We start from the raw sequence: 23,238 nt of genomic DNA, 5'->3' as shown, positions 1-23,238 counted from the left end.
GCACGTCTCCCACGTGTTACTCACCCGTCCGCCACTGGCCGGCCGAAACCGGCCCGTGCGACTTGCATGTCTTAGGCATACCGCCAGCGTTCACCCTGAGCCAGGATCAAACTCTCCAAGAACAGGCGGCACCGAAGTGCCGTTTTTGGGTGTGCTTTACGCACGTATTTACTTCATGAGGTTTCCCGATCTGTGCTTTCAAGGTTCGCGGTCACCGTTAGGCGACGCAAAGAAGAGAGTATCAAGGATTCGCAAGGCTGTCAAGGGGGGTGTTCGTCCTGCCGCCGGACCCGGCCGAAACGCCCTCTCCGCGGGGCTCGAGCGCCCCGTTGCGGGGTAGGATGAGGCGCTATGGACCTGCTGGTGATCGTTCCGCATCCCGACGACGAAGTGTTCGGCGCAGGCGGCACCCTCATCGAGTACGCCGAGCGCGGCCTCGAGACCGGCCTCATCACCCTGACCAAGGGGGAGGCGGGCCGGACACTGGGGCTGTGCGAGGCCCAGCACCTGGGGGCCTTCCGCGCCGAGGAGCTGCGCCGGGCAGAAGGTCCAGGCGGGCGTGGCGGATGGTGTCGGGGCTGTGCTCGAAGGAGGTCTTGACGGTGCAGCCGTTGCCCCGGGTGCGCCAGGTGTCGGGGACCAGGCTCTCCTCGCTGAGGGCGGCGGGGGCGGGCACGGGGAGCGCGTAGGTGAGGTTGCCGCCGGCGTCCACCGGGCTCTCGGCCACCGCCACGGCCCCGCTCTGGAAGCGGAGGGTGCCGCTCGAGGCCGGCCAGCCCACCACGCTGACGCTGCCGCCGGAGGCGCTGGGGCCGCTGGGGCCGCGGCCGCACGCACCCAGAACGGCCAGCAGGCCGAGCCCAACCCCGTACACGAAGAATCGCTTCATCGAAACAACCTCCAAAAGTCGCGCTCAGGCTAACAGCGATTTTTGCCGTTGTCAACGAGATTAGAGCCTCGCGAGTAGGAGATGAGAAGCATGGCAACCCTCCCCGCCCTTGCCCGGCTTTACGGTAATCTCTCGACATGGACCTAGCCCAGCGCTTCGCCCAGCTCGCCCCCAGCATGGTCGCCATGCGCCGCGACTTCCACCGCCACCCCGAGCTGGCCTTCCAGGAGTACCGAACCAGCGCCAAGCTGGCGGAGTACCTCGAGGCTTTGGGGCTCGAGGTCACCCGGGGCATCGCCGGGACCGGGCTGATGGCCCGGCTCAAGGGCAGCCGCCCGGGCCGCACCGTGCTGGTGCGGGCCGACATCGACGCCCTGCCCATCCACGAGGCCACCGGGGCCGAGTACGCCTCCCAGACCCCCGGCGTCATGCACGCCTGCGGCCACGACGGCCACGCCACCGTCGCCGCCCACGTCGCCCGCGTGCTCAGCGAGCTGCGCGAGGGGATCGCGGGCGAGCTGCGCTTCGTGTTCCAGCCCGCCGAGGAGATCGTGCAGGGGGCCCGCCCCATGATCGAGGCCGGGGTGATGGACGGCGTGGACGCGGTGGTGGGGCTGCACCTGTGGAGCCAGTTGCCTGCCGGGATGGTGGGGGTGCGGCCCGGCCCCATCATGGCCGCCGCCGACGCCTTCACCGTCACCGTGCGCGGCCGGGGGGCCCACGCCGCCACCCCCCACCTGGGCACCGACCCCGTGCTCATCGGCGCCCACCTGATCACCGCGCTGCAGAGCCTGGTGAGCCGCGAGACCGACCCCCTGCTCTCCTCGGTCGTCACCATCGCCACCGTCACCGCCGGGGAGGGGGCGCACAACATCATCCCCGAGCAGGCCGAGCTCAAGGGCACGCTGCGCACCTTCGACGCGGGCCTGCGCCGCCACCTCGTCCGCCGCATCGAGGAGCTCTCCGGCAGCCTCGCCGCCGCCTTCGGCGGCTCCGCGGGGGTCTCCTGGCGCCCCGGCTCGCCCGCCGTGGTCAACGACCCCCTCATGACCGAGCGCTTCCGCGCCATCGCCCGCGAGCGGGTGGGCGACAAGCTCCTCGAGATCCCCCCCATGATGGGCGGCGACGACATGGCCGAGTTCTTGCTGCGCGCCCCCGGCGTGTACTTCTGGGTGGGCGCCGGCGACCCCGCCAGCGGCAAGGACAAGCCCCACCACCACGCCGCCTTCGACATCGACGACGAGCGGGCCCTGCCCCTCGCCGCCGAGCTGCTCGCCCGCACCGCCCTCGACTTCCTGCGCGAAGGCTGAGCCCCCGCCCAAAGGAGCAGGGGGCGGCAAGAGTTAAAGCCCAACCGTTGCCCGGCTGACACACGCCCCGCGCCTCGAGCGCCATCATCGGGCATGAAAGCCCCGGTCCTGCTGGCACTGCTCGTGGCCCTGGCCTTCGGCCTGGCGCAGGGCCCCGGCGTCACGGCCCGCGACGCCCAGGCCATCCGGGCGGTCATCGAGGGCCAGATCGCCGCCTTCAAGGCCGGCGACGCCGAGAGGGCCTTCGCCTACGCCTCGCCCGGCATCCGCGAGCGCTTCGGCGACGCCCAGAACTTCGTCCGGATGGTGCGGGAGAGCTACGCCCCGCTCTACCGCCCGCTCGAGGTCGAGTTCCTGCGCCTGACCCGCGTGGAGCGCACCGTCGTCCAGGTCCTCGGCGTGACCGCGCTCGACGGCCAAAAATACGTGGCCTACTACTTCATGCAGAAGCAGCCCTCGGGCGAGTGGCGCATCTCGGGGGTCGTGCTCGAGCCCGCCGCCCCCACCGACACCGCTTAGAGCCGGAAGAAGGCGATGGGGTGGGCGCTGGGGGGCTCGAGGCCCAGCAGCCGGAATTGGCCGGCGAGCTGGCCGCGGTGGAAGTGGGTGTGGGTGGTGAAGTGCACCGCGATCTCCCACACGCGACTCTCGCTGGGGTTGCCCGTGAAGGGCCGGTACGCCACGCGGGCGGTGGGCTCGGCCTGCTCGAAGTAGGCCCGCCGCTGTGAGGCCACCTCGCGCCAGCGGGCCTCGAGGCGGGCTAGGTCGGGGGCCCAGTCCGGCCCCGGCCAAGCCCCGGGCGAGCGGCCCAGCAGCCGCTCGAGCCAGGCCCACTCGGCCGCCACCAGGTGCAGGGTGGTGGCGTAGACGCTGGGGAAGCTCCCGCCCACCGCGCGCCCGGCCTGCTCGGGGCTCAGCGCCCGCAGCGCCGGCCACCACTTCTCCCACACCCAGTCGCTGGCCGCGACGATGCGTTGCAGTTCGGCTCGCTCCATGGGGCGAGCATACGGCATCTCAGCCGGCTGCCGCCCCTGCCGAGCGCGCCACCGCCTCGTGCACCTTGCGGCTGTGCGTCGCCACGAACAAAAACTCGTGGTTCTCGGTGTGCGAGACCTTGCCCACCTTCTGGCCCCGCGGGTTGTAGATGCCGATGCGCGCGCCCACGTAGCGGGTGTGGGGCCGGGTGAGGCGGTGGACGTAGCCCCAGCCGCGCAGCATGGCCTCGATGGCCTCGGCCCCGAAGAAGCCCTCGTCGTTGAAGGAGACCACCAGGTGCCGGGCCCGGATCGAGCCCAGCAGGCGTTGCAGGGCCTCGCCGGCCTCGCGCCGCAGGTTGAAGGCGCTCTTGCGCTCCTGCACGTCCACCCGCTTGTGGGCGACGCCGTAGGTCTGGGGCCGGTCCCACAGGGTCAGGGTCTCCCAGACGTGGTAGTTGCCCAGGTAGGAGTGCTGGTTGTAGGGCGGGTCGAGGTAGAAGAGGTCGGCCTCGAGGCCCTTCGCCACCTCGAGCGCGTCGCCCCGCAGGGCCCGGCCCAGCCCCGGCAGCAGGGGCGGGTACTCCAGCCGCAGGTCGTTGTACGAGCGCTTGGCCCACTGCTTGAGGTAGGCCATCTGGATGCCGGTGGTGGAGTCCACGCGGTCGGCGGCGAGCATCAGGCTGGTGAGCAGGACGGCCCGCAGCAGGGGGTCGCCCTGGGCCTCGGCCTCGAGCCCTTCCCGGATGGCCTCGATGCGCGCGCCGTTGTGCGGCTGGAAGTAGCGCGACTGCTCGCAGTAGGCGCGGGTGAACCAGCCCGCCCGGGGCGGCAGGGCGTTGAGCCGCCGGAGGACGGGCTCGAGGCGCTCGGGGCCGTACTCGCGGGCGTCGGCCTCGACCAGGGCCTGGGCCAGCACGTGGGCGTAGTGCATCAGGTCGTTGCTGACGACGTAGAAGCCCTGCTTCTTGAGCGCGTGGCCCACCCGGGCCGTGCCCGAGAAGAGGTCGGCCACCGTCCGCACGGGCTCCTGGCGGTGGATGACCCCGATGGCTCCGGTGATCCAGGGCAGGAGGGCACGCTTGGAGCCGATGTACTTGACCATCGCCCGTATCGTACCCGGTGCGCCGCGGCGGGGCGGGCGCGGCATGGGATAAAATCCGGCTACAGTTCAGTAAGTGGGCTTCTGGCAGGGCTGAACGGAGGTCATCATGCCGACAGAGACCGTGCGGGTGGACTGGGTAGCCGAGCGGATGTTCCTGCTGCGCGACCGCAACGACTTCCCCGTCGTGATGACCCAGCCCCAGGGCGTCAACGGCGCCGACCTGCTGCCCTTGAGCTTAGTCGGCTGCTCGGCGTGGGACATCATGAACATCCTGCACAAACAGCGCCAGCAGGTCACCCGCCTCGAGGCCACCGCCACCAGCCAGCGCGCGCCCGAGCCCCCCTGGCGCTTCGAGAAGATCCTCATCCGCTACCGCTTCACCGGCCGCGACCTCGACCCCGCGGCCGTCCAGAGGGCCATCGAGCTCAGCGAGAGCAAGTACTGCTCGATCTACGCGACCCTGCGCGACGTGGTGGACATACGCAGCGAGTTCGAGATCGTGCAGGAGGGCTAAGGAGGGGTTGCCACGGCGCCCGTCGCGAGCTCCGGCGGCACCGGCGCCTCGAGCACGAGTTCCTCCCCGGACACGGGGTGCGGGAAGACCAGCCGCTCGGCGTGCAGGAAGTAGCCGCCGTCCCCGGGCAAACCCGGCAGCCCAGGCAGGGGCTGCCCCCCTGCCCCGTAGAGCGGGTCGCCCACCAGCGGGTGGCCCAGGGCGGCGAGGTGGATGCGGATCTGGTGCGGCCGGCCCGTCAGGATACGGACCGCGAAAAGGGTGGCCTCAGGGCGGCGCTCGAGCACCCACGCCACGCTATGGGAGGGCTTGCCCGCGGGGCTGGCCGCATAGACCGAGCCCAGCCGGGGATGGGGCACCGGCCCGATGGGCGTGCGGAGGTCGTAGCGGTCCTGCGCGGCCACGCCCGAGGCCAGCGCCCGGTAGGTCTTCTCGACGCCACGTCCGGCCCAGGCTCTGCCCAGCCTCGAGGCCGCCGTGCCCTCGAGCGCGAACAGCACCAGCCCCGAGGTTCCCCGCCCGAGCCGGTGGACGGGGTTGGCGGTGGGGAAGCGCTCGCGCACCAGGCTCAGCAGGGTGTTGTGCAGGAAGCCGCCCGCCGGCACCGTGGGCAGCCCGCTCGGCTTGTTCACCGCCAGGACCGCCGCGTCCTGGTAGACGATGCCGTAGTGCCGCGGGGCGGGCTCCTCCTCCCAGGGGGGCCGGTGCCAGACCAGGGTCTGACCCGGCCGCAACGGCTCGCCCCCGCCGGCCACGGCGCCGTCGAGCCAGACTTCCCCTCGAGCCAGCCGTGCTGCCCACTCCCGGGGGCTCGAGTGGCGGTAGCGAAGGGCCAGGTAGGAAAGGACGGTGTGCCCCAGGGCCCGGCGGTCGAGTTCCTCGCGGTAGCTGTAGCCCCGGTTGAGCGGCATGGGCTCAATGTAAGCGATGGCGGCTCGGTTCCGGTTGACTTGTGCGGATGTGGGTGCGACCATTTGCACATGGCCACCAATCTTGAGATTGACGCGGACTTGATGCGGGAGGCGCTCGAGCTGGGCCGCCACCGGACCAAGCGGGCGGTGGTGGAGGAAGCCCTGCGGGAGTACGTGATGCGGCGCAAGCAGCTCAAGATAACCGAGCTGTTCGGCACCATCGAGTATGAAGAGGGCTACGACTACAAGGAACAGCGCAGGAAAAAATGAAGGTCGTCGTCGATACCTCCGTGTGGTCGTTAGCCCTCCGGCGCGGCACGGTTGCTGACCCTCACGTCGGACTGTTCCGCGAGCTCATCGCGGACGGCCGTGTGGCCTTGTTGGGTGCGGTGCGCCAGGAAATCCTCTCAGGGCTTCGCCACCCCGAGCAGTTCGAACGGCTCAAGACGCACTTGCGAGCCTTCCCCGACCTCGAGCTCGGCACCGACGACTACGAGCTGGCCGCCGAATGGTTTAACCTCTGCCGCGGGAGAGGCGTCCAGGGGGCCAACACCGACTTTTTGATCTGTGCGGCGGCGACGCGGCGAGGCTACGCGATCCTCACGGCCGACAAGGACTTTATGAGCTTCAAACGCTTCCTGCCGATCGCGCTGCTCACACCGTAGTCTTGCCGAAGCGCTTCTCGATGTAGTCGTTGACCAGGTTCATGAAGTCTTCGGCGATGCTGTCGCCCTGGAGGGTGGTGGCGAGCTGCCCGTCGATGTAGACCGGGGCGCGGGGGTGCTCGCCGGTGCCGGGCAGCGAGATGCCGATGTCGGCGTGCTTGGACTCGCCGGGGCCGTTGACCACGCAGCCCATCACCGCCACCTTGAGGTTCTCCACGCCGGGGTACTGGCTGCGCCAGTTGGGCATGTTCTCGTTGAGCTTGGTCGAGACCTGGAGGGCGAGCTCCTGAAAGAAGCTGCTGGTGGTGCGGCCGCAGCCGGGGCAGCTCGAGACCGTGGGGTTGAACTGGCGCAGGCCGATGCTCTGCAAAATCTCCAGCGCCACCTCCACCTCGCGGGTGCGCGGCTCGCCGGGGGCCGGGGTCAGCGAGACCCGGATGGTGTCCCCGATGCCCTCGGTGAGCAGCGGCACCAGGCCGGCGGCGGAGGCCACGATGCCCTTGGGGCCCATGCCCGCCTCGGTGAGACCCAGGTGCAGCACCGCGCCGGTGCGGCGGGCGAGCTCGCGGTAGGTCCACCAGAGGTCGGGGGCGTTGGAGATCTTGGTCGAGAGGATGATCTGGTCCTCGCGCAGGCCGTACTTCAGCGCCCACTCGTAGCTGCGGATGGCCGACTCCACGCAGGCCTCGAGCGTCACCCGGTGCGCGTCCTTGGGGGCGGCGCTCCTGGCGTTGGCGTCCATCATCTCCGTGAGCAGGCCCTGGTCGAGCGAGCCCCAGTTGACGCCGATGCGCACGGGCTTGCCCAGCTCTACGGCGACCTCGCACATGGTCTTGAAGTTGGGGTCTTGCTGCTTGCCCCGGCCCACCGTGCCGGGGTTGATGCGCAGCTTGTCGAGCGCAGCGGCCATCGCCGGGTACTTGCGCAGCAGCAGGTGGCCGTTGAAGTGGAAGTCGCCGACCAGCGGCACGTCCACGCCCAGGTCGAGCAGCCGGGCCTTGATCTCGGGCACGGCCTTGGCCGCGTCGTCGTCGTTGACGGTGAGGCGCACGAGCTCGGAGCCGGCCCTGGCCAGAGCCCAAATTTGGCCGACGGTGGCCTCCACGTCGGCGGTGGCGGTGTTGGTCATGGACTGCACGGCGACCGGGTGGTCGCCGCCTAGGGGGACTTTGCCGACCCACACGGTGGGGGTCTTGCGTCGAGGGCTCAACATGGCCGTATGCTACCCTGCGGAGCTCAGCCCGAAGGTAGTTTCGTGCGGGAATTGGCGTTGCCCGGGAAATAGCTCATGGCCGATAGCCAAACGCGGGTCATACGTCGTACGTCCTACGCCGTACGCAAAACGCCGAACGCCGAACGCGAGACGCGAAACGCAAGACGTAAGACGTAAGACGTAAGACGCCTTGGCCCTAGGCCCTCGACGAACCACGAGCCTTGGGTTGACCGCCTCCCACGCCCCGGCGTCCTTCAATCAACCCGCACTCGAGCCCCGTTGGGGTCGGTCAGGGTCGGGCTGCCGAGCTTTGCTTTGACCTCGGGGCTGAGCCGGAGGGTGTACTCGAGCAGCCCCGTGGACTCGGCGGGGGCGGTGCGGCCACGGGCCCAGAGGTTGGTGCCGACGTGGTGGTGGTAGCCGTCGGCGGCCAGGAAGCGGGCGCCGGGGTAGTCGCCCTGCGTGACCTCCATGCCGAACTGCCGGAAGAAGCGCTCGGCCTCGTCGAGGTCGGCGACGTGCAGGTGGAGGTGGCCCAGGGTGGTCCCGGGGTCGAGGGGGGCGCCGTGGGGCGATTGAGCCCGAAGGTCGTCGAGGTCGAGGCGGGCGCTCACCATCGCCAGCTTGTCGCCCCGGAAGGGCCACTGCTCGCGGGGCCGGTCGCGGTAGAGCTCGAGGCCGTTGCCCTCGGCGTCGGCGAGGTAGAGGGCCTCGGAGACGCCGTGGTCGGAGGCGCCCTGGAAGTTGGGGTAGCGGGCCTCGAGCAGCCGCCGGAACACCGCGGCCAGCGCCTTGCGGTCGGGGAGCAGCAGGGCGAAGTGGTACAGGCCCAGCGTGGGCTGGGGGCGCAGGGGCGCGGCGGGCTCGTGAACGAGGGTGAGGGTGAACCTGCGCCCGGCGGGGGCCAGTTCGGTGCGGCCCCCCTCGGAGCGCAGAACCTCGAGCCCCAGCAGGTCGCGGTAGAAGGCCAGTTGGCGCTCGAGGTCGCGCACGCGCAGGGTGAGGCCGGTGAGGGCCAGGGTTTGGGTCTGGAGGTCGGTCATGCCTTCTCCGCTTGCCGGGCCTGCCACTCCTCGTAGCTGACGCGCGGCATCTCGAAGATCTCGCGGGTGCGCGTGTAGCCGCCCCGCCCGTGCATCCGCCCGATGAGGCGCAGGGCCTCGGTCTTGACGTGGTAGCGTTCGGCGTCGGCGATGAACTCGTCCTGCACGAAGGCGTGCAGCACCTCGCCGATCACCAGCCGGTTGCGCCCGATCTCGAGCACGCTGTGCAGCTTGCACTCGAAGCCCGCCGGGGCCCGGGCGATGCGGGGCACCGGGACTTGGGCGGAGGGGGCGAGCTCGAGCCCGGCCACCGCCACCTCGCTGACGCCCTCGGGGAACTCGGTGGCGGTGAGGTTCATGGCCTCGGCCAGCTCCTCGCTGACCATCTGCACCACGAAAAAGCCGCTGCGCCTGATGTTGGCGGCGGTGTCCTTGGGCCGGGCCCGCCCGTGGTTGCCCACCGAGATCACCAGCACGCCGGGGTCGGAGCCCATGACGTTGAAGAAGCTGAACGGCGCCGCGTTCACCGAGCCGTCCGGGTTGAGGGTGGTGACCCAGGCGATGGGGCGGGGCACCACTAAGGCGGTCAGGAGCTTGTAGCGCTCCTGGGGTTTGAGCCGGGCGAAGTCGAACTCCATGGCAGTAGCCTAATACCCGATTCGGTCAGTTCGTCACCGAACGGTGACGCCGCCCCGCCTTGGCGGGGCGGCCGACCGAAGGGTGTGCTCTAGGGTCCAAAAAGATAGCCTCTGAAGGTCTTTGGTTTGGGTGATTATCTTTTTGAATCCGGTGTAAGGTGGTTTTAGCGATCAGCCGTCCGCAAGACCGGGTCGTGGCTTGTGGCTCGTGGCGTGGGGTCGGAAGCTTTTTGCCGCTAGCCGTCCAGGTGCCGGGCCAGCCATGCCTGAGCCGCCTCGAGCTCCTGCGGGTGCAGCTCGTGGCCGGCGTCCTGCCAGCGCAGCTCGACCTCGGCCCCGGCCCGCTCGAGCCAGCTCGCCAGGGCCTCGACGCGCTCGCCAGGGGCCCAGGGGTCGCGGTTGCCCGCGGCCAGGAAGGCGGCCTTGCCCGAGAGGTCCGGGAGGGCGGGGGGCTCGAGGGGGAGCACCGGGCGCAGCAGCGCGCCCCCGGCCAGCGCCTCGGGGTGCAGCAGCATCAGCGCGGCGGCGATGTTGGCGCCGTTGGAGTACCCCAGGGCGTACACCCGGCCCGCGTCGAAGCCGTAGCGCTCGGCGGCTTCCTTCACGAAGCGGGCGAGGTCGGCGGCCTGGGCCTTGAGGTCGGCCTCGTCGAACACGCCCATCGCCAGCCGCCGGAAGAAGCGGGGAGCGCCGTTCTCGAGCACCTTCCCGCGCGGCGAGAGCAGCTTGGCGGCGGGGGCGAGCTCGCGGGCCAGCCCGATCAGGTCGTGCTCGTTGCCCCCGGTGCCGTGCAGCACCAGCAGCGTGGCCCGTGAGCCGCCGGGCTCGAAGCGGTGGACAAAGCCCAGCTCGGCGGTCATGGACGCACCTCGGCCTCGGGCAGGCGCAGCTCGGGCAGCACGGCCTCGATGCGCGCGCGCTGGGGCTCGAGCCACGGCGGCAGCACCAGCTTCTCGCCCAGGCGGGCGGGCTCCTCGTCCACGGCGAAGCCGGGGCCGTCGGTGGCGAGCTCGAACAGCGCCCCGCCCGGCTCGTTGAAGTAGACCGACTTGAACCAGAAGCGGTCGATCTGCGGCGTGGCCTGCATCCCGGCGGCCTCGATGCGGGCGCGCACGGCCATCTCGTGGGCGGTGTCGTCCACCCGCCAGGCCAGGTGGTGGACGCTGCCGCGGCCCCAGCGGCCCCGCGGCAGGTTGGGCAGCTCCTTGATGTCGAGGAAGTTGCCCGAGCCGCCGCCATTGACGACGAAGCGGTTCCAGCCCTTCTCCTGGCCCGCGCTCACGAAGCCCAAGGCCTGGCTCAGGAACTGCGCGGTGGGGTAGAGCTCGCGCTCCCACAGCCGCGCGCCGTGCAGGCCCATGACCTGCTTGTCCTCGGGGACGGTGCTGTGCTCCCAGGGGGTGAAGGGGCGGGGGGCGCTCTCCACCAGGGCGACCTCGAGGCCGTCGGGGTCCTGGAAGGGCAGGGCCCGCTCCCCGAAGCGCACCTCTACCTCGCCCAGCTTGACCCCGTAGCGCTGCAGGCGCTCGGCCCAGAACTCCAGGCTGCCCTGCGGCACGGCGAGCTGCACCTCGACGGCCAGGCCGGTGCCCTTGCGCGGGGCGGCCAGGTTCTCCCAGGGGAAGAAGGTGAGGTCGGTGCCGGGACGGCCCTCGGCGTCGGCGTAGAAGAGGTGGTAGGTGCCGGGGTCGTCCTGGTTGACGCTCTTCTTCACCAGCCGCATCCCTAGAACCCCGGCGTAGAAGTCGAGGTTGCGCTGGGCCTGGGTGGCCATCGCGGTGACGTGGTGCAGGCCGTTCACCCCGCTCATGCCCGCACCTCCGCGCCCGGGTGGGCGATTTTGGGCAGGGCCAGTTCGATCTGGGCGCGGCTGGCCTCGAGCCACGGCGGCAGCTTCAGGCTGCTGCCCAGCGCCTCGAAGGGCTCGTCGGCGGTGAAGCCGGGGGTGTCGGTGGCGACCTCGAAGAGCACGCCGCCGGGCTCGCGGAAGTAGACCGAGCGGAAGTACTGCCGCTCCCGCACCTCGCTCACGCGCAGCCCCAGGCCCAGCAACTTCTCGCGCAGCGCGAGTTCGGCGGCGTCGTCGGGGACGCGGAAGGCGACGTGATGAACCGTGCCCACGCCGCCCCGCGCGGCCAGGAACCCTCCCGCCTCCCGCACCTCCACCGCGCCGAACCCGCCCTCGGGCACCATCACGGTGACGTTCTCGCGCTGCGCCTTCACGCGGTAGCCCATGGCCTCGAGCGTCCGCACGCTCGGCCCGGTCCTGAGCACCCACATCTGCGCGGCGTGGACGCCCCGGACGGCGTGCTCGGCGGGGACCGGCATCGCCTCCCAGGCGGCCGCCTCGGGCGCGTGGGGGGTGGCGACGAGCTCGAGCTGCAGCCCGTCGGGGTCTTTGAACGCCACGACCTGAGCGCCTTCCCGCTCGAAGGGGCCGCTGTACGCCACGCCCTTCTCCATCAGGCGGTGGAGCCAGTAGCCCAGCGAGCCCTGGGGGACCGCCAGGGACACGGCACCCACCTGGTGCACGCCTGCCCGCCCGGGCGCGGCCTGCGGCCAGGGGAAGAAGGTCAGGAGGGTGCCGGGCCGGCCCAGCCCGTCGCCGTAGTAGAAGTGGTAGGTGCCGGGGTCGTCGAAGTTGACGGTGAGCTTGACCAGGCGCAGTCCCAGCACCCCGGCGTAGAAGTCCAGGTTCTTCTGGGGGTCGCCCGCCATCGCGGTGATGTGGTGAATTCCGGTGACGTTCTCCATTGCACGTCCTCCTCGAGTGCAACCTCACCAATGATATTAAACATAGTGCTATAAAAAATCAAGCATATGGGTCAGTTTACCGGGAAGCCGTAGCGCTGCAGGGTTTCCCGCAGCTCCGCCAGGCGCGGGTTTTTCAGCGTGCGGGCGTCGTCGCCGGGTTTCCAGTGGCTCTCGAGCTCCCCCACCGCCACCATCGGGAACTTGAGCTCACCGCCGTTCATGGCCCGCACGGCCTGCTCGGCCTCGGGGTCGTGCTCCACGTCGTGCAGCTCGAAGGGGATGCCGCTCTGCTGGAGGTACTTGCGGAACCCCAGCGTCAGCGGGCACCACTCGGCCCCGTAGACCAGCACCCTAGCCATCGCGCCCCACCTCGAGCGCTGCCCCCTCGGCCTCGAAGCCGGTCTCGAGGTGGCTGTTGTCGCAGAAGGGCTTGTTCTTGGAGGCTCCGCAGCGGCACAGCGCGGCGCGGGTGCCGCGGAAAATCACCTCGCCGTCAGGGGTCTTGAACTCGAGCGGGCCCCGCAGGTACACCGGCCCGTTCGGGACGAAGCGCAGGCTGATCGCCTGCGGCGCGGCCTCACCGGGAACACCGTCCAGCCGCACGTACCGGAGCGCCCCACTGGGGCAGCGGTGGATCACCTCGGCGATCTGCTCCGGCGTGGCGTGCTGCGGCTGAACCCAAGGCCGCTCCCCGCGCCGGAACACCTCCGGCAGGCCCCGCACGCACTCCTGTGCGTGGATGCACAGGCGCGGGGCGTAGTACACCACGATCCCCTCGGCGGGATATTGGCGCTGGTCCATGCCTGAGTCTATGCCACCTCCGGGCAGGGCCATTGGAATGTGGCGAACGCTCTCGAGGGGTGTCATACCCGATTCGGCCAGTTCGTCCCCGAATGGGGACGAACTGGCCCGACCGAAGGGAGACGCTTGCTTCGCCGACCGTCAGGGAGGGGTGTGCTCTAGGGTCCAAAAAGATAGCCTCTGAAGGTCTTTGGATCGGGTGATTATCTTTTTGAATCCGGTATCAGCCGTCAGCGGCCAGCGAGAGGCCAGTGGCCTGTAGCCGATAGTTTGTCGAGGGCCAGGGCGTCTTGCGTTTGGCGTTTTGCGTCTGGCGTACGACGTACGACGCACGACCCGCGCTCGGTGCCCGGCTATCCGCTATCCGCCCTCCTACGGCACTACCCGGAAAATACGCCCGTCCCCCGGCCCCAGCCGGATCGCCTCACCCAGCGCGAAGACCCGCCCGCTCAGCAGGTCGCGCAGCCGCGCGGGCTTGGCCGAGGTCACGGCGATGTCCTGGCTGCGCTGCACGTCGCGGTTGACCACCACCACGTATTCTTCCGGGCCGTTGCCGCGCCGCAGGGTGCTCACGTAGTGGCGGGGGTCTTTGGACTGGGGGAAGAACCCGCCGTTCACGCGCTCGAGCCCCGCCAGCAGCCCCTTGACGGGCTCGATGCGCTCGGAGAAGTCGCCGGCTTCGTCGAGGAGTTCGGGGTTGTCGCCCAGGCCGCGCCAGGTCTGGAAGCTCGACCAGTGGAAGTAGAAGATGCCGTCGGCCCCCTCGCCCAAGGCCATCCAGTTCATCGCGCGCAGCTCGGCGCGGCTGGGTTCGCGCAGCTTGTAGCCCTCCCAGTCGGTGCCGTGGGTCTGCAGCAGCACCCACAGGGGGCGGCCCTCGAGGTAGCGGCTGTAGCTGCGGACGTAGTCCACGAAGTCCAGGTCGCTGAAGAAGCCGCGCATGGTGAAGTCGCCGGGCTTGCTCTCCTGGGTGAAGGGGTAGACGTCGATGAGCACCACGTTGGGCCGGCACTCGCGCACCAGGCTCTGCCGCCCCTCGTCGGTGCCGATGAACACGCCGGTCACGGCGCGGGCGGGGTCGGCTTCGCGGAAGGCCTCGGTGATCTTGCACACCCGGCTTTTCAGCTCGGCCCCGGGCTCGTCGTAGAGCACGTAGCCCAGCAGGCTCTTCTCGCCCTGCACCCGCCCCACGACCTCCCGGGCCGCCTTGCGGGCCTGCTCCGGGGTGTCGGGGAAGGTGCGCCCGCCGTCGCCCCACCAGTTGCGGTCGAGCTCGTAGGCGGGGGCGAACAGCAGCTTGAAACCGCCCTGCTCGGCGACGCGGAAGAGGTCCTTGTCCTGGCCCTGCATCTGCACGATGGCCGCGTTCATCTTGCGCGCGCCCAGGGTCTGCACCAGGCGCCTCATGCCCTGGGGACCGTCCAGCACCACCGTGCTCGCGAAAACCCCCATCCAGAACGTGTCGCGGTACCCGGGCCCGGTGCCCGCCGCCCGGCTTTCCCGCAGCAGCCCCAGCAGCAAGAGGCCCGTGATCGCCAAACCTAGTTGAATGCGCGCAGTCCAGTTCATGCGGCCAGACTCCCTACGACTCACCTTACCGGGCCGGATGAGGGCAACATTCGAGCAGGGCACAGAGGCCGGGACTATGCCTCGGGTGCAAAAAGAACCTCCCGGGGTTTCCGGGAGGGGTTCTGGCGTGGCTGCCGTTATCCCAGGCTCAGCTCGCCTGAGCCTCAGCCGGGGCGGGGGCCACGGCCTCGACCTCGATGCTGAACTTCACTTCCTCGCCCACCAGCAAGGCGCCGAGCTCGAGCACCTGGTTCCAGGTCAGGCCCCAGTCCTTGCGGTTGAGCTTGCCCTCGGCGCTGGCCCCCACGCGGGTGAGGCCCCAGGGGTCCTTGACCACGGGGGTGAGCTCGGCCTCGAGGGTCACGGGCTTGGTCACGTCGCGGATGCTGAGCTCGCCGTGGACGCGGTAGCGGTTGCCGCCGAGCGCTTCGATCTGAGTGCTGGCAAAGCGCAGGTGGGGGTATTGCTCGGCGTCGAGGAAGTCGGGGGAGCGCAGGTGGGCGTCGCGCTGGGGCTCGCCCGTTTCGATGCTGGCGGCCTCGATGGTCACGTCGATCTTGCCGGGCCGGCCTTGCTCGTCGGCCTCTACGAGGCCGCTGACCTTCTTGAATTGGCCGCGCACCGTGAAGACGCCCATGTGTTTGACCGCGAAAGCTACGGCGGTGTGGCTAGGGTCCAGGTTCCATTGCATTGCTTCTTCCTCCTCATGCGGCGAACGTGTTGCTTCGTCGCCTGAGCCGGATGCTAAAGCAAAGCACTATAAAATGTCAAGCGATTAGGGCGACAAAGTGGGATGTGCTATACTGGGGCTAACTATGGCCGACCCTCATGCCCCGCACGACGACCACGCCTTTTGCCCCGTTTACGAGGCGATCAACATCCTGCAGGAGAAGTGGACCCTCCACATCATCCGCAACCTGCTCGACGGGCCCAAGGGCTTCAACGAGCTCGCGCGGGCGGTCGGCGGGTGCAACCCCGCGACCCTGGCCCAGCGGGTGGACAAGCTGGTGAGCCTGGGCATCCTCGAGAAGACCGTCCACTCCACCATGCCCCCCCGCACCAGCTACGCCCTGACCGAGTCCGGCCAGGCCCTGCAGGAGGTGGTCGAGGCCATTGACCGCTGGGGCAAGCAGTTCCTCAAGGAACCTGTTGCCTGAGTTCAAATTGTTTCAGAATTCACCAGTCTTATAACTTCTTAGGATTTGTAGGCATTCGTACAACCGGAGAAGGATGGCGGGTGTAGCGTGGTTTCATGCTAAAACCTGCCGAGCGTCCGCTGGAGCAGTTGCTCGAGCTGATGGGGCACAAGGGGGTTTTTGCCATCCTGCACAGCCTGCAGAGCGGCCCCTTGCGTTTTGGCGCTCTGCAACAGCTCACCGACCTTCCCCCCCGCACCCTCTCCCTGCGCCTCAAAGAGCTCGAGGAACTCCGCCTGATCAGCCGCACCGAGTACAACGAAGTGCCGCCCCGGGTGGACTACGCCCTCACCGAGCGCGGTCAGAGCCTGAGGCCCGCGCTCGAGGCGTTGGTTGCTTGGGAGGAGAAATCCCTTCGCTGAGCCCGCAGGGGCAAGCCACACCCAGCCTGGGCTGGGCGTGATACCGGATTCAAAAAGATAATCACCCAAACCAAAGACCGCCGGAGGCTATCTAATACCGGCTTCACAAAGATACGCTTCAAATCCGTCAGAGGTACATCTTTGTAAAGCCCAGGGCACACCCCTCCCTGACGGTCGGCGAAGAAAGCGTATCCCTTCGGTCGGGGTGGATAGCCTCCCATCGGGAGGCTATCCACCCAAACCGGGTATAATACCCCTTTTTGTAATATCCTTCTTTCATGACGGTGGTCAATCACCTCACCCTGGAGCAACTGCAACACCGCATCAAACAGGAGAAAGACCCCATCGCCCAGCTTCGCTTCCTGGCCGTCTACCATGCCCAAAGGGGGTTGGGGGCTCAGGAGATCGCCCAACTCACCACCCGCACCCCCCGCTGGGTGCACGCCACCCTGCAACGCTACAACCAGCAAGGCCCCCAAGCCCTGAGCGACCGTCGCCACACCAACCCCGGACGCCGGCCCAAGCTGAGACCAGAGGAAAGCGCCCAGGTGCTGCAAGCCCTACAAAGCCCACCGCCCGATGGCGGTCTTTGGACGGGCGAGAAACTGCGGCAGTGGGTGGCGCTGCGGCTGGGTAAGCGGCTTTCGCTCAACCCGATCTACCGCCTCCTGCATACCTCGGGCTACCGTCTGAAGGTGCCCCGGCCGGTACACCGCAAGGGCGACCCGGCGGCGCAGGAGGCCTATAAAAAAACCTCTGCCAAAGGGTTGAGGCGGCGCGGGCGGAGGGAGGGGCGGTTCGGGTCTTTGCCTATGACGAGCACCGGCTAGGACTGAAACCGGTGTTGCGGAAGGTGTGGGCCCGCCAGGGGGGGCGACCGCGGGCGGTGGTGGCGCAGCGGTACCAATGGTTCTACGTCTGCAGCTTTGTGGAACCGGAGAGCGGGGCCAGCCTGAGTCTGTTGGTAGATGGGATGGACAGCGAGGTGATGAGCTGGGTGCTGAAGGAGTTTCAGGCCTGGGTAGGGGAAGGGACAGCCTGGGTAGGGGAAGGGACAGCCTGGGTAGGGGAAGGGACAGCCTGGGTGGTGCTGGATCGGGCGGGGTGGCACGTCTCCCGGCGGGTGGAGGTGCCCGAGGGGGTGGCCCTGGATTACCTGCCGCCCTATTCGCCGGAGCTACAACCGGCGGAGCGGATGTGGCCGTTGGTGAACGAGGCGGTGGCCAACCGGTACTTTGAGACGCTGGAGGCGATGATGGCGGTGGTGGCGGAGCGCTGTCAGGTGCTTTCGGCAGACCCGGCTACGGTACGCAAGCATACCCTCTTCCACTGGTGGCCCAGGATGAAGGAATCAACGTGAAAGGGTATAAAACGTCACAGGGGCACCTCACGCGCCGGATATCGCCCCCTTCAGCAAACCCGCAGCACTTTGATGACCACGAAGTCGGAGCCCTCGTTGTTCTGCGGGTCCCTCGCCTTCAGCCGCAGGCGAAGCGTGTCGCTGACCTCGCAGGAGCCGTAGGGGATGGAGTCGGTGGGCTTCCATCCGCCGTCGGCTGCCGGGGTGACGGGGTAGGTGGCGGCCCCCTGGCCCGTCTGGGGGTTGTAGCCCGTCGTCACGTCCCACGCCAGCGTGACCGCCCCGCCCTCGGGGTCGGTGGCGTTGCCCGCGAGCTGGATCACCGTGTCCGGCCCGATGCGGGTGCCGTTGAGAGGCTTGGTGATGTTGACCACGGGGGGCAGGTTGGCGGGCGGATCAATCACGTTGATGTTCACGGAGGCACTGCCGCTCCCGCCGTGGGAGTCGGTGCCGGTGAGGGTGAGGGTGCGGGGCCCGTTGGCGGGGAAGCTCAGGGTCACGTCGCAGCCGATGCGCGGCGAGGGGTCGCCCGCGGCGCTGCTGGTCCAGGAGAGCCCCGAGCAGGGGAGCTGGAAGCCCGCCTCGTTGGGGTCGTAGCTCACGCCGCGCAGGGTGTAATTCACGCCCCGGAAGAACTCCTGGCCGTTGAAAGGGGCGCTGATGGCGACGGTAGGCGGGGTGTTCACGACCTCGAGCTCGAGCGTCGCGCTCCCGGGCTTGCCCTTGCCGTCGGTGGCGGTGGCCGTGATGGTGCGCTTGCCCAGGGTGGTGAAGGCGTAGGCCAGCTCGGGCTGCACGCCGGTGGCGCTGCCGAGCTGGCCCTCGGCGCCGTCGGCGGGGTTGCTCGACTTGAAGCTCACCGTGCAGCAGTTCGCGCCCTCCTCGGGGTCGTTGACCTCGACCCGCAGGGTGCAGCACAGGCCGATGTCCCCCGTGGAGCCGCTGAGGAACTTCACCTGCGGGGCGCTGTTGTCCGAGCGGGCGATCTCGACGCTGTCGTCCCAGAGGTTGGTCTGGTAGTGCTTGGAGTAGCCCAGCACGTCGACCCTCACGCCCACGTTGCCCTGGATGCCGCCGTTGAGCTTCCAGATGGGGTCGCGGGGGTACTTGAGGTCGATGTGGACGAAGGGGGCGATCTCCAGCGTCGGCCCCACCACCCCGTAGAGCTTGAGCTCGCCGCGCAGGGCGGCCAGCGCCTTGACCTCCACCACGCCCGCGAGCGGGAAGGGCACGTTGACGGGGCCGGCGTGGAAGCCGTAGTTCAGCTCGCTGATGTTCTTCCAGCCGTCGTCGTACTTGGCCCCGGCCACCGCCGTGAGGGTCCCGCCGACCTCGTAGCTGATGACGGTCGTGACGGACCCGTCGGTGCGCAGCTCGAGGACGATCCTGGGGGTGATGACCACCGGCACCGGCCCGATGAAGAAGGTCTTGGGCGTGAAGTTGAAGACGGCCAGCGGGATGGTCTTCTTGAGGTTGAACCCGGCCTTGCCCGCGATCTTGAGCGCGGTGGTCTGCTTGAGGCCGACCTGGGCGAGGAAGTCGAGGTCGTTGTCGTAGACGCACAGGAAGCCGCAGTCGAGGTCGAGGTCCACCTTGATGACCGGCTTGAAGCGCAGCTCGCCGCTGACGGTGAGGGGCTCGAGGTTGCCCTCGCCGAGCTTCACGTCGATCCCCACCCGGAACTCCCCCTCCGCCTGGGGCGAGGGCCTGCCCAGCAGCCGCACCCCCGGGGTCAGGACGCTGACGGAGCCCAGGTCGGCCTCGGTCAGCTCCTGCTCGACGCTGAGCCTGCCCTTCTGCAGGGCGTCGCCGATCTGGGCCTGTGCGGTGCGCACCAGGGTCTTGCCGCCGGACTGCTCGAGGCCCGTCACCCTGCGCAGTAGCCCCTCGGGGGCCTTGGCCCCGGGCTCGCTGACCAGCACGTTGCCGGCCTGGAAGGCCGCCGCGGCGGAGCCCGCGAAGACCAGCGTGCCGTCGGGCTGGACCTCCTCGAGGGCCTGGCGCGCGGCCGGGTCGAGCACCCGGGTCTCCGGGCGCACCACCACCTGGGGCGGCGCGGGCGGCCGGGCGCAGGCCGCGAGGAGCAGGAGCAGGCTCAGGTACGCGTATATCTTCACTGATAACCCCCTTTTGCGGGTCTACCGGCCATTCCGCAGACCGCTCTTGGGACGGGAAACCCCGCCCCGGCCCTAGCAGATGCGGCTGACCTTGATCACGACGAAGTCGAACCCCTCGTTGTTCTGCGGGTCCTTCGCCTTCAACCGCAGGCGAAGCGTGTCGCTGACCTCACAGCCGCCGTAGGGGATGGAATCCGAGGGCTTCCAGTCGCCGTTGGCCGCCGGCGTCACCGCGAAGGTCTGGGCGCCGGTCCCGGTGGAGGGGTCGTAGCCGGTGGTCACGTCCCACGCCAGCGTGACCGCCCCGCCCTCGGGGTCGGTGGCGTTCCCGGCGAGCTTGAGCGTGGTGTCCGGCCCGACGCTGACGCCGTCCTGCGGGCTGGTGATGTTGACCACGGGGGGCAGGTTGGCAGGCGGGTCGATCACGACGACGTTCACCGACGCGCTGGAGCTCCCGCCGTGGGAGTCGGTGCCGGTGAGGGTCAGCGTGCGCGGGCCGTTGGAGCCGAAGCTCACCGTGACGTTGCAGCCGGTCTTGGGGAGGCCGTCCCCGCCGGCGCTGCTGGCCCAGCTCAGGCTGGAGCAGGGGAGCTGGAAGCCGGCCTCGTTGGGGTCGTAGCTGACGCCGCGCAGGGTGTAGCTCACGCCCCGGAAGAACTGCTGGCCGCTGAAAGGGGCGTTGATGGCCACCGTGGGCGGGGTGTTCACCACGGTGACGGCGCGGCTGACGCTGGCGGTCGCGCCGGCGCTGTCGGTGGCGGTGACGGTGATGGTGCGGCTGCCCAGGCTGGTGGGGAGGTAGTCGACGCTGTAGCCGCTGCCCAGGTTGCCCTCCACGCTCGAGGTCCAGGTGACGGTGCAGCAGGGGAAGGGGTCTTCGAAGTCGCTGACGGCGGCCTCGAGGCGGCTCCCCAGGCCGATCTGCACCGTGCCGCTGCCGGGCGAGACGATCTGGACGCTGGGCGGGATGTTCCCCAGCACCTTCTGCACCGCGGCGAGGGCGTTGACGTACTTCCCCACCTTGGGGTCGGGGCTGGCGTGGGCGGTGCTCATGAGGACGTCCTCGACCTCCGAGGCGCTCAGCGAGGGCTTGGCGGCCCAGACCAGCGCGGCCACGCCGGCGGCGAAGGGGGAGGAGAAGCTGGTGCCGTTGATCCGGCGCGCCCGGTTGGCGGGGTTGTCGGGGTCGGGGCCCACCCAAAGGGTGTAGGGGGCGAAGATCTCCACGTCCCCGTCGTCGTCGCCGCCGTCGGAGGAGCTGTAGTTCGAGCCCGAGGCCCGGTTCTTGGAGTCCCAGGCCAGCCCGCCCACGCAGATGACCCCGCCGCTCTCGCAGGGCACGTGCCAGGTCTCCTCCCAGCACACCACGAAGCAGTCCTCGGCCTCGACGTTCTTGCCCTCGTTGCCCGCCGAGGCGAACAGCAGCGCCCCGCTCGCGCGCACGGCCCGGGTGGCGGCCTCGAGGGGCAGCGCCGTCCAGGCCAGCGCGGCCGGGACCGGCGCGCTGAAGCTCATGTTGATGACCTTGGCCCCGGCGATGCGGGCCTCGGCGAGCGCCCCGATGACGGTGAAGTAGTCGTAGGAGGTGTAGACGAGCACCAAGTCGGCCACGGGCCCGGCGGGGCCGGCCGCGCCGTAGCCGTTGTCGGGCACCCCGGCGGCGGCCTGGGCCACCGCCGTGCCGTGCCAGGGGCAAGGGTTCCCGCCCGAGCAGGAGAGCAGGTTCTCGGTGCCGACGGGGTGGACCAGCGGCACGTTGGAGATGGCTAGCCACCCGGCCGGGAAGTCCTCGTCGGGTTGGAAGCCCATGTCCAGGACGCCGATCTTCACCTTGTTCGAAAGCTTCCCGGCCATCTCCAGCGCCCGCCAGGCCTCGGTCACCCCGATGTCCTGGGCGCTGCCGGCCCGCAGGTGCGGCCAGTTGAAGGCGTTGACGGTGTAGGCGGTGCCGCCGATGCTGTCCCCGGCGGGGGCCTCGGCGGTGGCCCGGTCGGTGAAGAGGCCCCCCTGGCTCACCCAGTTCACCCCCACGCTCAGCCCGCCCACCTGCTCCTGCGCGGCGGCGGCCAGCAGCTTGTGGGCGGCGGCGCTCGAGACCGCCAGCGCGCCCCGGCTGTCCTTGTCCAGCGCCCGCAGGTTGGCCGAGAGCTTGGCGGTGTCGGCGGCGTCGGCGCGCACCCGCACCAGATACTGCTTGCCGACGCCGCTCAGCCCCGCGGCCGCGGGGTCGAAGGCCTTGAGCACCGTCCCCTGCCAGCGGGCCAGGAAGGCGTCGAGGGCGGCGGGGTCGTCGGTGGCGACCACCAGCTCGTTCTCCACGAACTCGGCCTGGTTGCCCTTGGCGTCGCGGACGGCGGCCAGCGGGCGCGGGGTGCTGCCGTCGAGCGGGGGGAGCGTGGGGCGTGGGGGCCGCAGGGTGGGGTCCTCGCCGACGGTGGGCGGGGGCAGTTGCTGGGGCTGCGGCCCCTGGCAGGCCGCCAGGGCGAGGGCGACGAATACGACGAGCGAATGCTTGTGCATGGGTTTCCTCCTGTCCTGCCGGGCCTCAGCGCCCGATGACGAGTTGGGTGGTGAAGGAGCCGCTGACCTCGGCGGGCAGCGGCAGCCCGAGGGTGCGGCCCGCCGAAAGCTCCCGCGCGGCGGTGGTGATCCTCCAGGTCACGGTCCTGCCGTAGCCGTAGGCGACGTTGGGCCTGAACCTGACCACCGTGCCCTCGGCGTTCCACTCCAGGCTTCCCCCGACGGCGGTCGAGCCGATCCTGACCTCGAGCGCCCCCGCCACGCTGGTGGCGTTCATCGCCTCGGAGAAGGTGAAGGTGATGGGGGAGCTGGGCGAGACGTTGAACGCGCCGTCGCGCGGGCTGACGCTGAGCAGGCGCGGGTTGAAGTTGGGGGTGGTGAAGCTGAACTGGTAGGCGGCGGCCAGGGCGTTGCCCGCGGTGTCCTTGGCCCCGGTCCCGAGGGTGATGGTGTAGGTGGTGAGCTGCTGGAGGGCCGCGTTGCAGCGTGCGCTGTTGGCGGTCCAGACCCAGGCGCAGGCGAGGGCGGGCTGGCTGAGGAAGGCCGCCTGCACCGACTGCTGGTCCATGGCCTCGCTGAAGTCGAGCTGGACGAAGCCGCGGTGGGTCTGGGGGTTGGCGTCCGTGGAGCGCGAGGCCACCGCGGGCGGGGTGGTGTCCGGGGTGGCCCGCAGCGAGAAGGCCACCCGGCCGGGGCTGGCGAGGGGGTTGCCGCCCTTGTCCTTCGCCGAGACCAGCAGCACGTGGGTCTTGCCGCCTTGGAGCTGGTCGGAGGGGGTGAACTGCACCTGGGTGTCGCCCTGGCCCCAGGCCGGGGTGCCGAAGTTCACCGGCGTGGGCGCCGTGCAGGCCGCGCTGGCCGGGGGGTCGGTGCTCACGCACAGCCCGATCTCGACCGAGCCCGGGTCCATCGGCTCGGAGAAGGTGAAGCGCAGGGCGGGCACCAGGCCCAGGTCCTGCGCCCCGTCGGCCGGCTCCGAGGAGACCAGCGCGGGGGCGACCATGTCCTTGGGCGTCACCGAGGCCACCGCGGAGGGGGCCGAGCGGTTGCCGCTGGCGTCCTGCGCGTCCACGGCGTAGAAGTAGGGCTTGCCGTTGTCGAGCCCCGCCACCTTAGCCAGCACCGCCGGCTTCTCGACGAAGAGGGTGGGCAGCAGCGCGTCGGCGGCGGTCCCGACGTAGACGGTGTAGCCCGCCAGGTCGGGCTCGGGGGACGGGTTCCACTCCACGAAGAACTCGCCGTCCCCCGGCGTGGCCTTGACCCCGCCGGGGGTGGCCGGGGGGGTGGTGTCCGGGGG

The 23,238-nt window shown here is 69.8% G+C and carries 26 protein-coding genes, 1 rRNA gene and 1 pseudogene; 10 read left to right on the top strand and 18 right to left on the bottom strand.

Annotation, left to right across the window (positions count from 1 at the left end):
* Positions 1–122 (bottom strand): 16S ribosomal RNA (locus Mterra_RS06640); the annotation flags it as partial.
* Between the two features lie 229 nt (positions 123–351).
* Between Mterra_RS06640 and Mterra_RS06635 the strand changes: the two are divergent.
* A pseudogene (locus Mterra_RS06635) lies at positions 352–543 on the top strand (PIG-L deacetylase family protein); the annotation flags it as partial.
* On the opposite strand, the gene Mterra_RS22195 reads toward Mterra_RS06635, so the two are convergent.
* Positions 452–889, bottom strand: a complete 438-nt coding sequence (locus Mterra_RS22195; protein ID WP_170159573.1) for a hypothetical protein — start codon at positions 887–889, stop codon at positions 452–454. The pseudogene Mterra_RS06635 and the gene Mterra_RS22195 overlap by 92 nt on opposite strands.
* Positions 890–1,026: 137 nt before the next feature.
* On the opposite strand from Mterra_RS22195, the gene Mterra_RS06630 reads away from it, so the two are divergent.
* Together Mterra_RS06630 and Mterra_RS06625 are read left to right on the top strand one after the other, a co-directional pair.
* Positions 1,027–2,199: a M20 metallopeptidase family protein gene (locus tag Mterra_RS06630; RefSeq protein WP_119314473.1), complete on the top strand. Its 1,173-nt coding sequence runs from the start codon at positions 1,027–1,029 to the stop codon at positions 2,197–2,199.
* A 93-nt stretch (positions 2,200–2,292) separates the two neighbouring features.
* Positions 2,293–2,718 (top strand): DUF4864 domain-containing protein, encoded by a 426-nt coding sequence (locus Mterra_RS06625; RefSeq protein WP_119314472.1) that lies wholly within the window; start codon positions 2,293–2,295, stop codon positions 2,716–2,718.
* Here the strand turns inward: Mterra_RS06625 and Mterra_RS06620 are convergent.
* Together Mterra_RS06620 and Mterra_RS06615 are read right to left on the bottom strand one after the other, a co-directional pair.
* Complete coding sequence (locus Mterra_RS06620; RefSeq protein WP_119314471.1) at positions 2,715–3,194, bottom strand: DinB family protein; 480 nt, start codon at positions 3,192–3,194, stop codon at positions 2,715–2,717. The two genes, Mterra_RS06625 and Mterra_RS06620, sit on opposite strands and share 4 nt — an antisense overlap.
* Before the next feature lie 19 nt (positions 3,195–3,213).
* The gene (locus tag Mterra_RS06615; protein ID WP_119314470.1) at positions 3,214–4,278 is read right to left on the bottom strand and encodes a DNA adenine methylase; all 1,065 of its coding nucleotides are present in this window, start codon (positions 4,276–4,278) and stop codon (positions 3,214–3,216) included.
* A gap of 106 nt (positions 4,279–4,384) precedes the next feature.
* Between Mterra_RS06615 and Mterra_RS06610 the strand changes: the two genes are divergently transcribed.
* On the top strand, positions 4,385–4,792 hold the full coding sequence (locus tag Mterra_RS06610; RefSeq protein ID WP_119314469.1) for an OsmC family protein: 408 nt from the start codon (positions 4,385–4,387) through the stop codon (positions 4,790–4,792).
* On the opposite strand, the gene Mterra_RS06605 is transcribed toward Mterra_RS06610, so the two are convergent.
* Entirely contained in the window at positions 4,789–5,703 is a 915-nt protein-coding gene (locus Mterra_RS06605) for an RluA family pseudouridine synthase (RefSeq protein WP_119314468.1), read from the bottom strand. The genes Mterra_RS06610 and Mterra_RS06605 overlap by 4 nt on opposite strands.
* Positions 5,704–5,772: 69 nt before the next feature.
* On the opposite strand from Mterra_RS06605, the gene Mterra_RS06600 reads away from it, so the two are divergent.
* Entirely contained in the window at positions 5,773–5,973 is a 201-nt protein-coding gene (locus tag Mterra_RS06600; RefSeq protein WP_119314467.1) for a type II toxin-antitoxin system VapB family antitoxin, read from the top strand.
* Positions 5,970–6,368, top strand: a complete 399-nt coding sequence (vapC, locus tag Mterra_RS06595; RefSeq protein ID WP_119314466.1) for a type II toxin-antitoxin system VapC family toxin — start codon at positions 5,970–5,972, stop codon at positions 6,366–6,368. The genes Mterra_RS06600 and vapC overlap by 4 nt, the downstream gene beginning before the upstream one ends.
* Here the strand turns inward: vapC and ispG are convergent.
* The 10 genes from ispG to Mterra_RS06545 all read right to left on the bottom strand — a co-directional run bounded on the left by ispG (position 6,358) and on the right by Mterra_RS06545 (position 15,077).
* On the bottom strand, positions 6,358–7,581 hold the full coding sequence (gene ispG / locus Mterra_RS06590; RefSeq protein WP_119314465.1) for a flavodoxin-dependent (E)-4-hydroxy-3-methylbut-2-enyl-diphosphate synthase: 1,224 nt from the start codon (positions 7,579–7,581) through the stop codon (positions 6,358–6,360). The two genes, vapC and ispG, sit on opposite strands and share 11 nt — an antisense overlap.
* A gap of 254 nt (positions 7,582–7,835) precedes the next feature.
* The gene (locus Mterra_RS06585) at positions 7,836–8,624 is read right to left on the bottom strand and encodes a VOC family protein (RefSeq protein WP_119314464.1); all 789 of its coding nucleotides are present in this window, start codon (positions 8,622–8,624) and stop codon (positions 7,836–7,838) included.
* The gene (locus Mterra_RS06580; protein WP_119314463.1) at positions 8,621–9,262 is read right to left on the bottom strand and encodes a flavin reductase family protein; all 642 of its coding nucleotides are present in this window, start codon (positions 9,260–9,262) and stop codon (positions 8,621–8,623) included. The genes Mterra_RS06585 and Mterra_RS06580 overlap by 4 nt, the downstream gene beginning before the upstream one ends.
* A gap of 236 nt (positions 9,263–9,498) precedes the next feature.
* Positions 9,499–10,122, bottom strand: coding sequence for an alpha/beta hydrolase (locus Mterra_RS06575; RefSeq protein WP_119314462.1), 624 nt, complete (start codon positions 10,120–10,122; stop codon positions 9,499–9,501).
* Positions 10,119–11,072 (bottom strand): ring-cleaving dioxygenase, encoded by a 954-nt coding sequence (locus tag Mterra_RS06570; RefSeq protein WP_119314461.1) that lies wholly within the window; start codon positions 11,070–11,072, stop codon positions 10,119–10,121. Before Mterra_RS06570 ends, Mterra_RS06575 begins: the two co-directional genes overlap by 4 nt.
* On the bottom strand, positions 11,069–12,016 hold the full coding sequence (locus tag Mterra_RS06565; RefSeq protein ID WP_119314460.1) for a ring-cleaving dioxygenase: 948 nt from the start codon (positions 12,014–12,016) through the stop codon (positions 11,069–11,071). The genes Mterra_RS06570 and Mterra_RS06565 overlap by 4 nt, the downstream gene beginning before the upstream one ends.
* Before the next feature lie 71 nt (positions 12,017–12,087).
* Positions 12,088–12,375, bottom strand: a complete 288-nt coding sequence (locus tag Mterra_RS06560; protein ID WP_119314459.1) for a glutaredoxin family protein — start codon at positions 12,373–12,375, stop codon at positions 12,088–12,090.
* The gene (locus tag Mterra_RS06555; protein ID WP_119314458.1) at positions 12,368–12,817 is read right to left on the bottom strand and encodes a (4Fe-4S)-binding protein; all 450 of its coding nucleotides are present in this window, start codon (positions 12,815–12,817) and stop codon (positions 12,368–12,370) included. The genes Mterra_RS06560 and Mterra_RS06555 overlap by 8 nt, the downstream gene beginning before the upstream one ends.
* 372 nt (positions 12,818–13,189) lie before the next feature.
* On the bottom strand, positions 13,190–14,386 hold the full coding sequence (locus Mterra_RS06550) for a beta-galactosidase (RefSeq protein WP_119314457.1): 1,197 nt from the start codon (positions 14,384–14,386) through the stop codon (positions 13,190–13,192).
* 148 nt (positions 14,387–14,534) lie between these two features.
* A complete protein-coding gene (locus Mterra_RS06545) occupies positions 14,535–15,077 on the bottom strand; it encodes a YceI family protein (RefSeq protein WP_119314456.1) in 543 nt (180 codons plus the stop codon).
* A gap of 124 nt (positions 15,078–15,201) precedes the next feature.
* On the opposite strand from Mterra_RS06545, the gene Mterra_RS06540 reads away from it, so the two are divergent.
* The 4 genes from Mterra_RS06540 to Mterra_RS06525 all read left to right on the top strand — a co-directional run bounded on the left by Mterra_RS06540 (position 15,202) and on the right by Mterra_RS06525 (position 17,304).
* Entirely contained in the window at positions 15,202–15,543 is a 342-nt protein-coding gene (locus Mterra_RS06540; RefSeq protein WP_119314455.1) for a winged helix-turn-helix transcriptional regulator, read from the top strand.
* A 95-nt stretch (positions 15,544–15,638) separates the two neighbouring features.
* On the top strand, positions 15,639–15,944 hold the full coding sequence (locus Mterra_RS06535; RefSeq protein ID WP_119314454.1) for a winged helix-turn-helix transcriptional regulator: 306 nt from the start codon (positions 15,639–15,641) through the stop codon (positions 15,942–15,944).
* Positions 15,945–16,222: 278 nt separating this feature from the next.
* The gene (locus Mterra_RS06530) at positions 16,223–16,774 is read left to right on the top strand and encodes a winged helix-turn-helix domain-containing protein (protein ID WP_245971548.1); all 552 of its coding nucleotides are present in this window, start codon (positions 16,223–16,225) and stop codon (positions 16,772–16,774) included.
* Positions 16,775–16,785: 11 nt separating this feature from the next.
* The gene (locus Mterra_RS06525) at positions 16,786–17,304 is read left to right on the top strand and encodes a transposase (RefSeq protein WP_170159574.1); all 519 of its coding nucleotides are present in this window, start codon (positions 16,786–16,788) and stop codon (positions 17,302–17,304) included.
* Between the two features lie 50 nt (positions 17,305–17,354).
* On the opposite strand, the gene Mterra_RS06520 is transcribed toward Mterra_RS06525, so the two are convergent.
* From Mterra_RS06520 to Mterra_RS06510, 3 genes are all read right to left on the bottom strand, one after another.
* The gene (locus Mterra_RS06520; protein WP_119314452.1) at positions 17,355–19,421 is read right to left on the bottom strand and encodes a hypothetical protein; all 2,067 of its coding nucleotides are present in this window, start codon (positions 19,419–19,421) and stop codon (positions 17,355–17,357) included.
* Between the two features lie 72 nt (positions 19,422–19,493).
* Positions 19,494–21,941, bottom strand: a complete 2,448-nt coding sequence (locus Mterra_RS06515) for a S8 family peptidase (RefSeq protein WP_119314451.1) — start codon at positions 21,939–21,941, stop codon at positions 19,494–19,496.
* Positions 21,942–21,966: 25 nt separating this feature from the next.
* The coding region (locus Mterra_RS06510; protein ID WP_147372577.1) for an Ig-like domain-containing domain at positions 21,967–23,238 on the bottom strand (1,272 nt) is incomplete at its 5' end.

Source organism: Calidithermus terrae, from assembly GCF_003574345.1.
Lineage (GTDB): Bacteria > Deinococcota > Deinococci > Deinococcales > Thermaceae > Calidithermus > Calidithermus chliarophilus.
The sequence above is the reverse complement of the archived record's forward strand: the minus strand, read 5'-3'. Positions and strand labels throughout refer to the sequence as shown.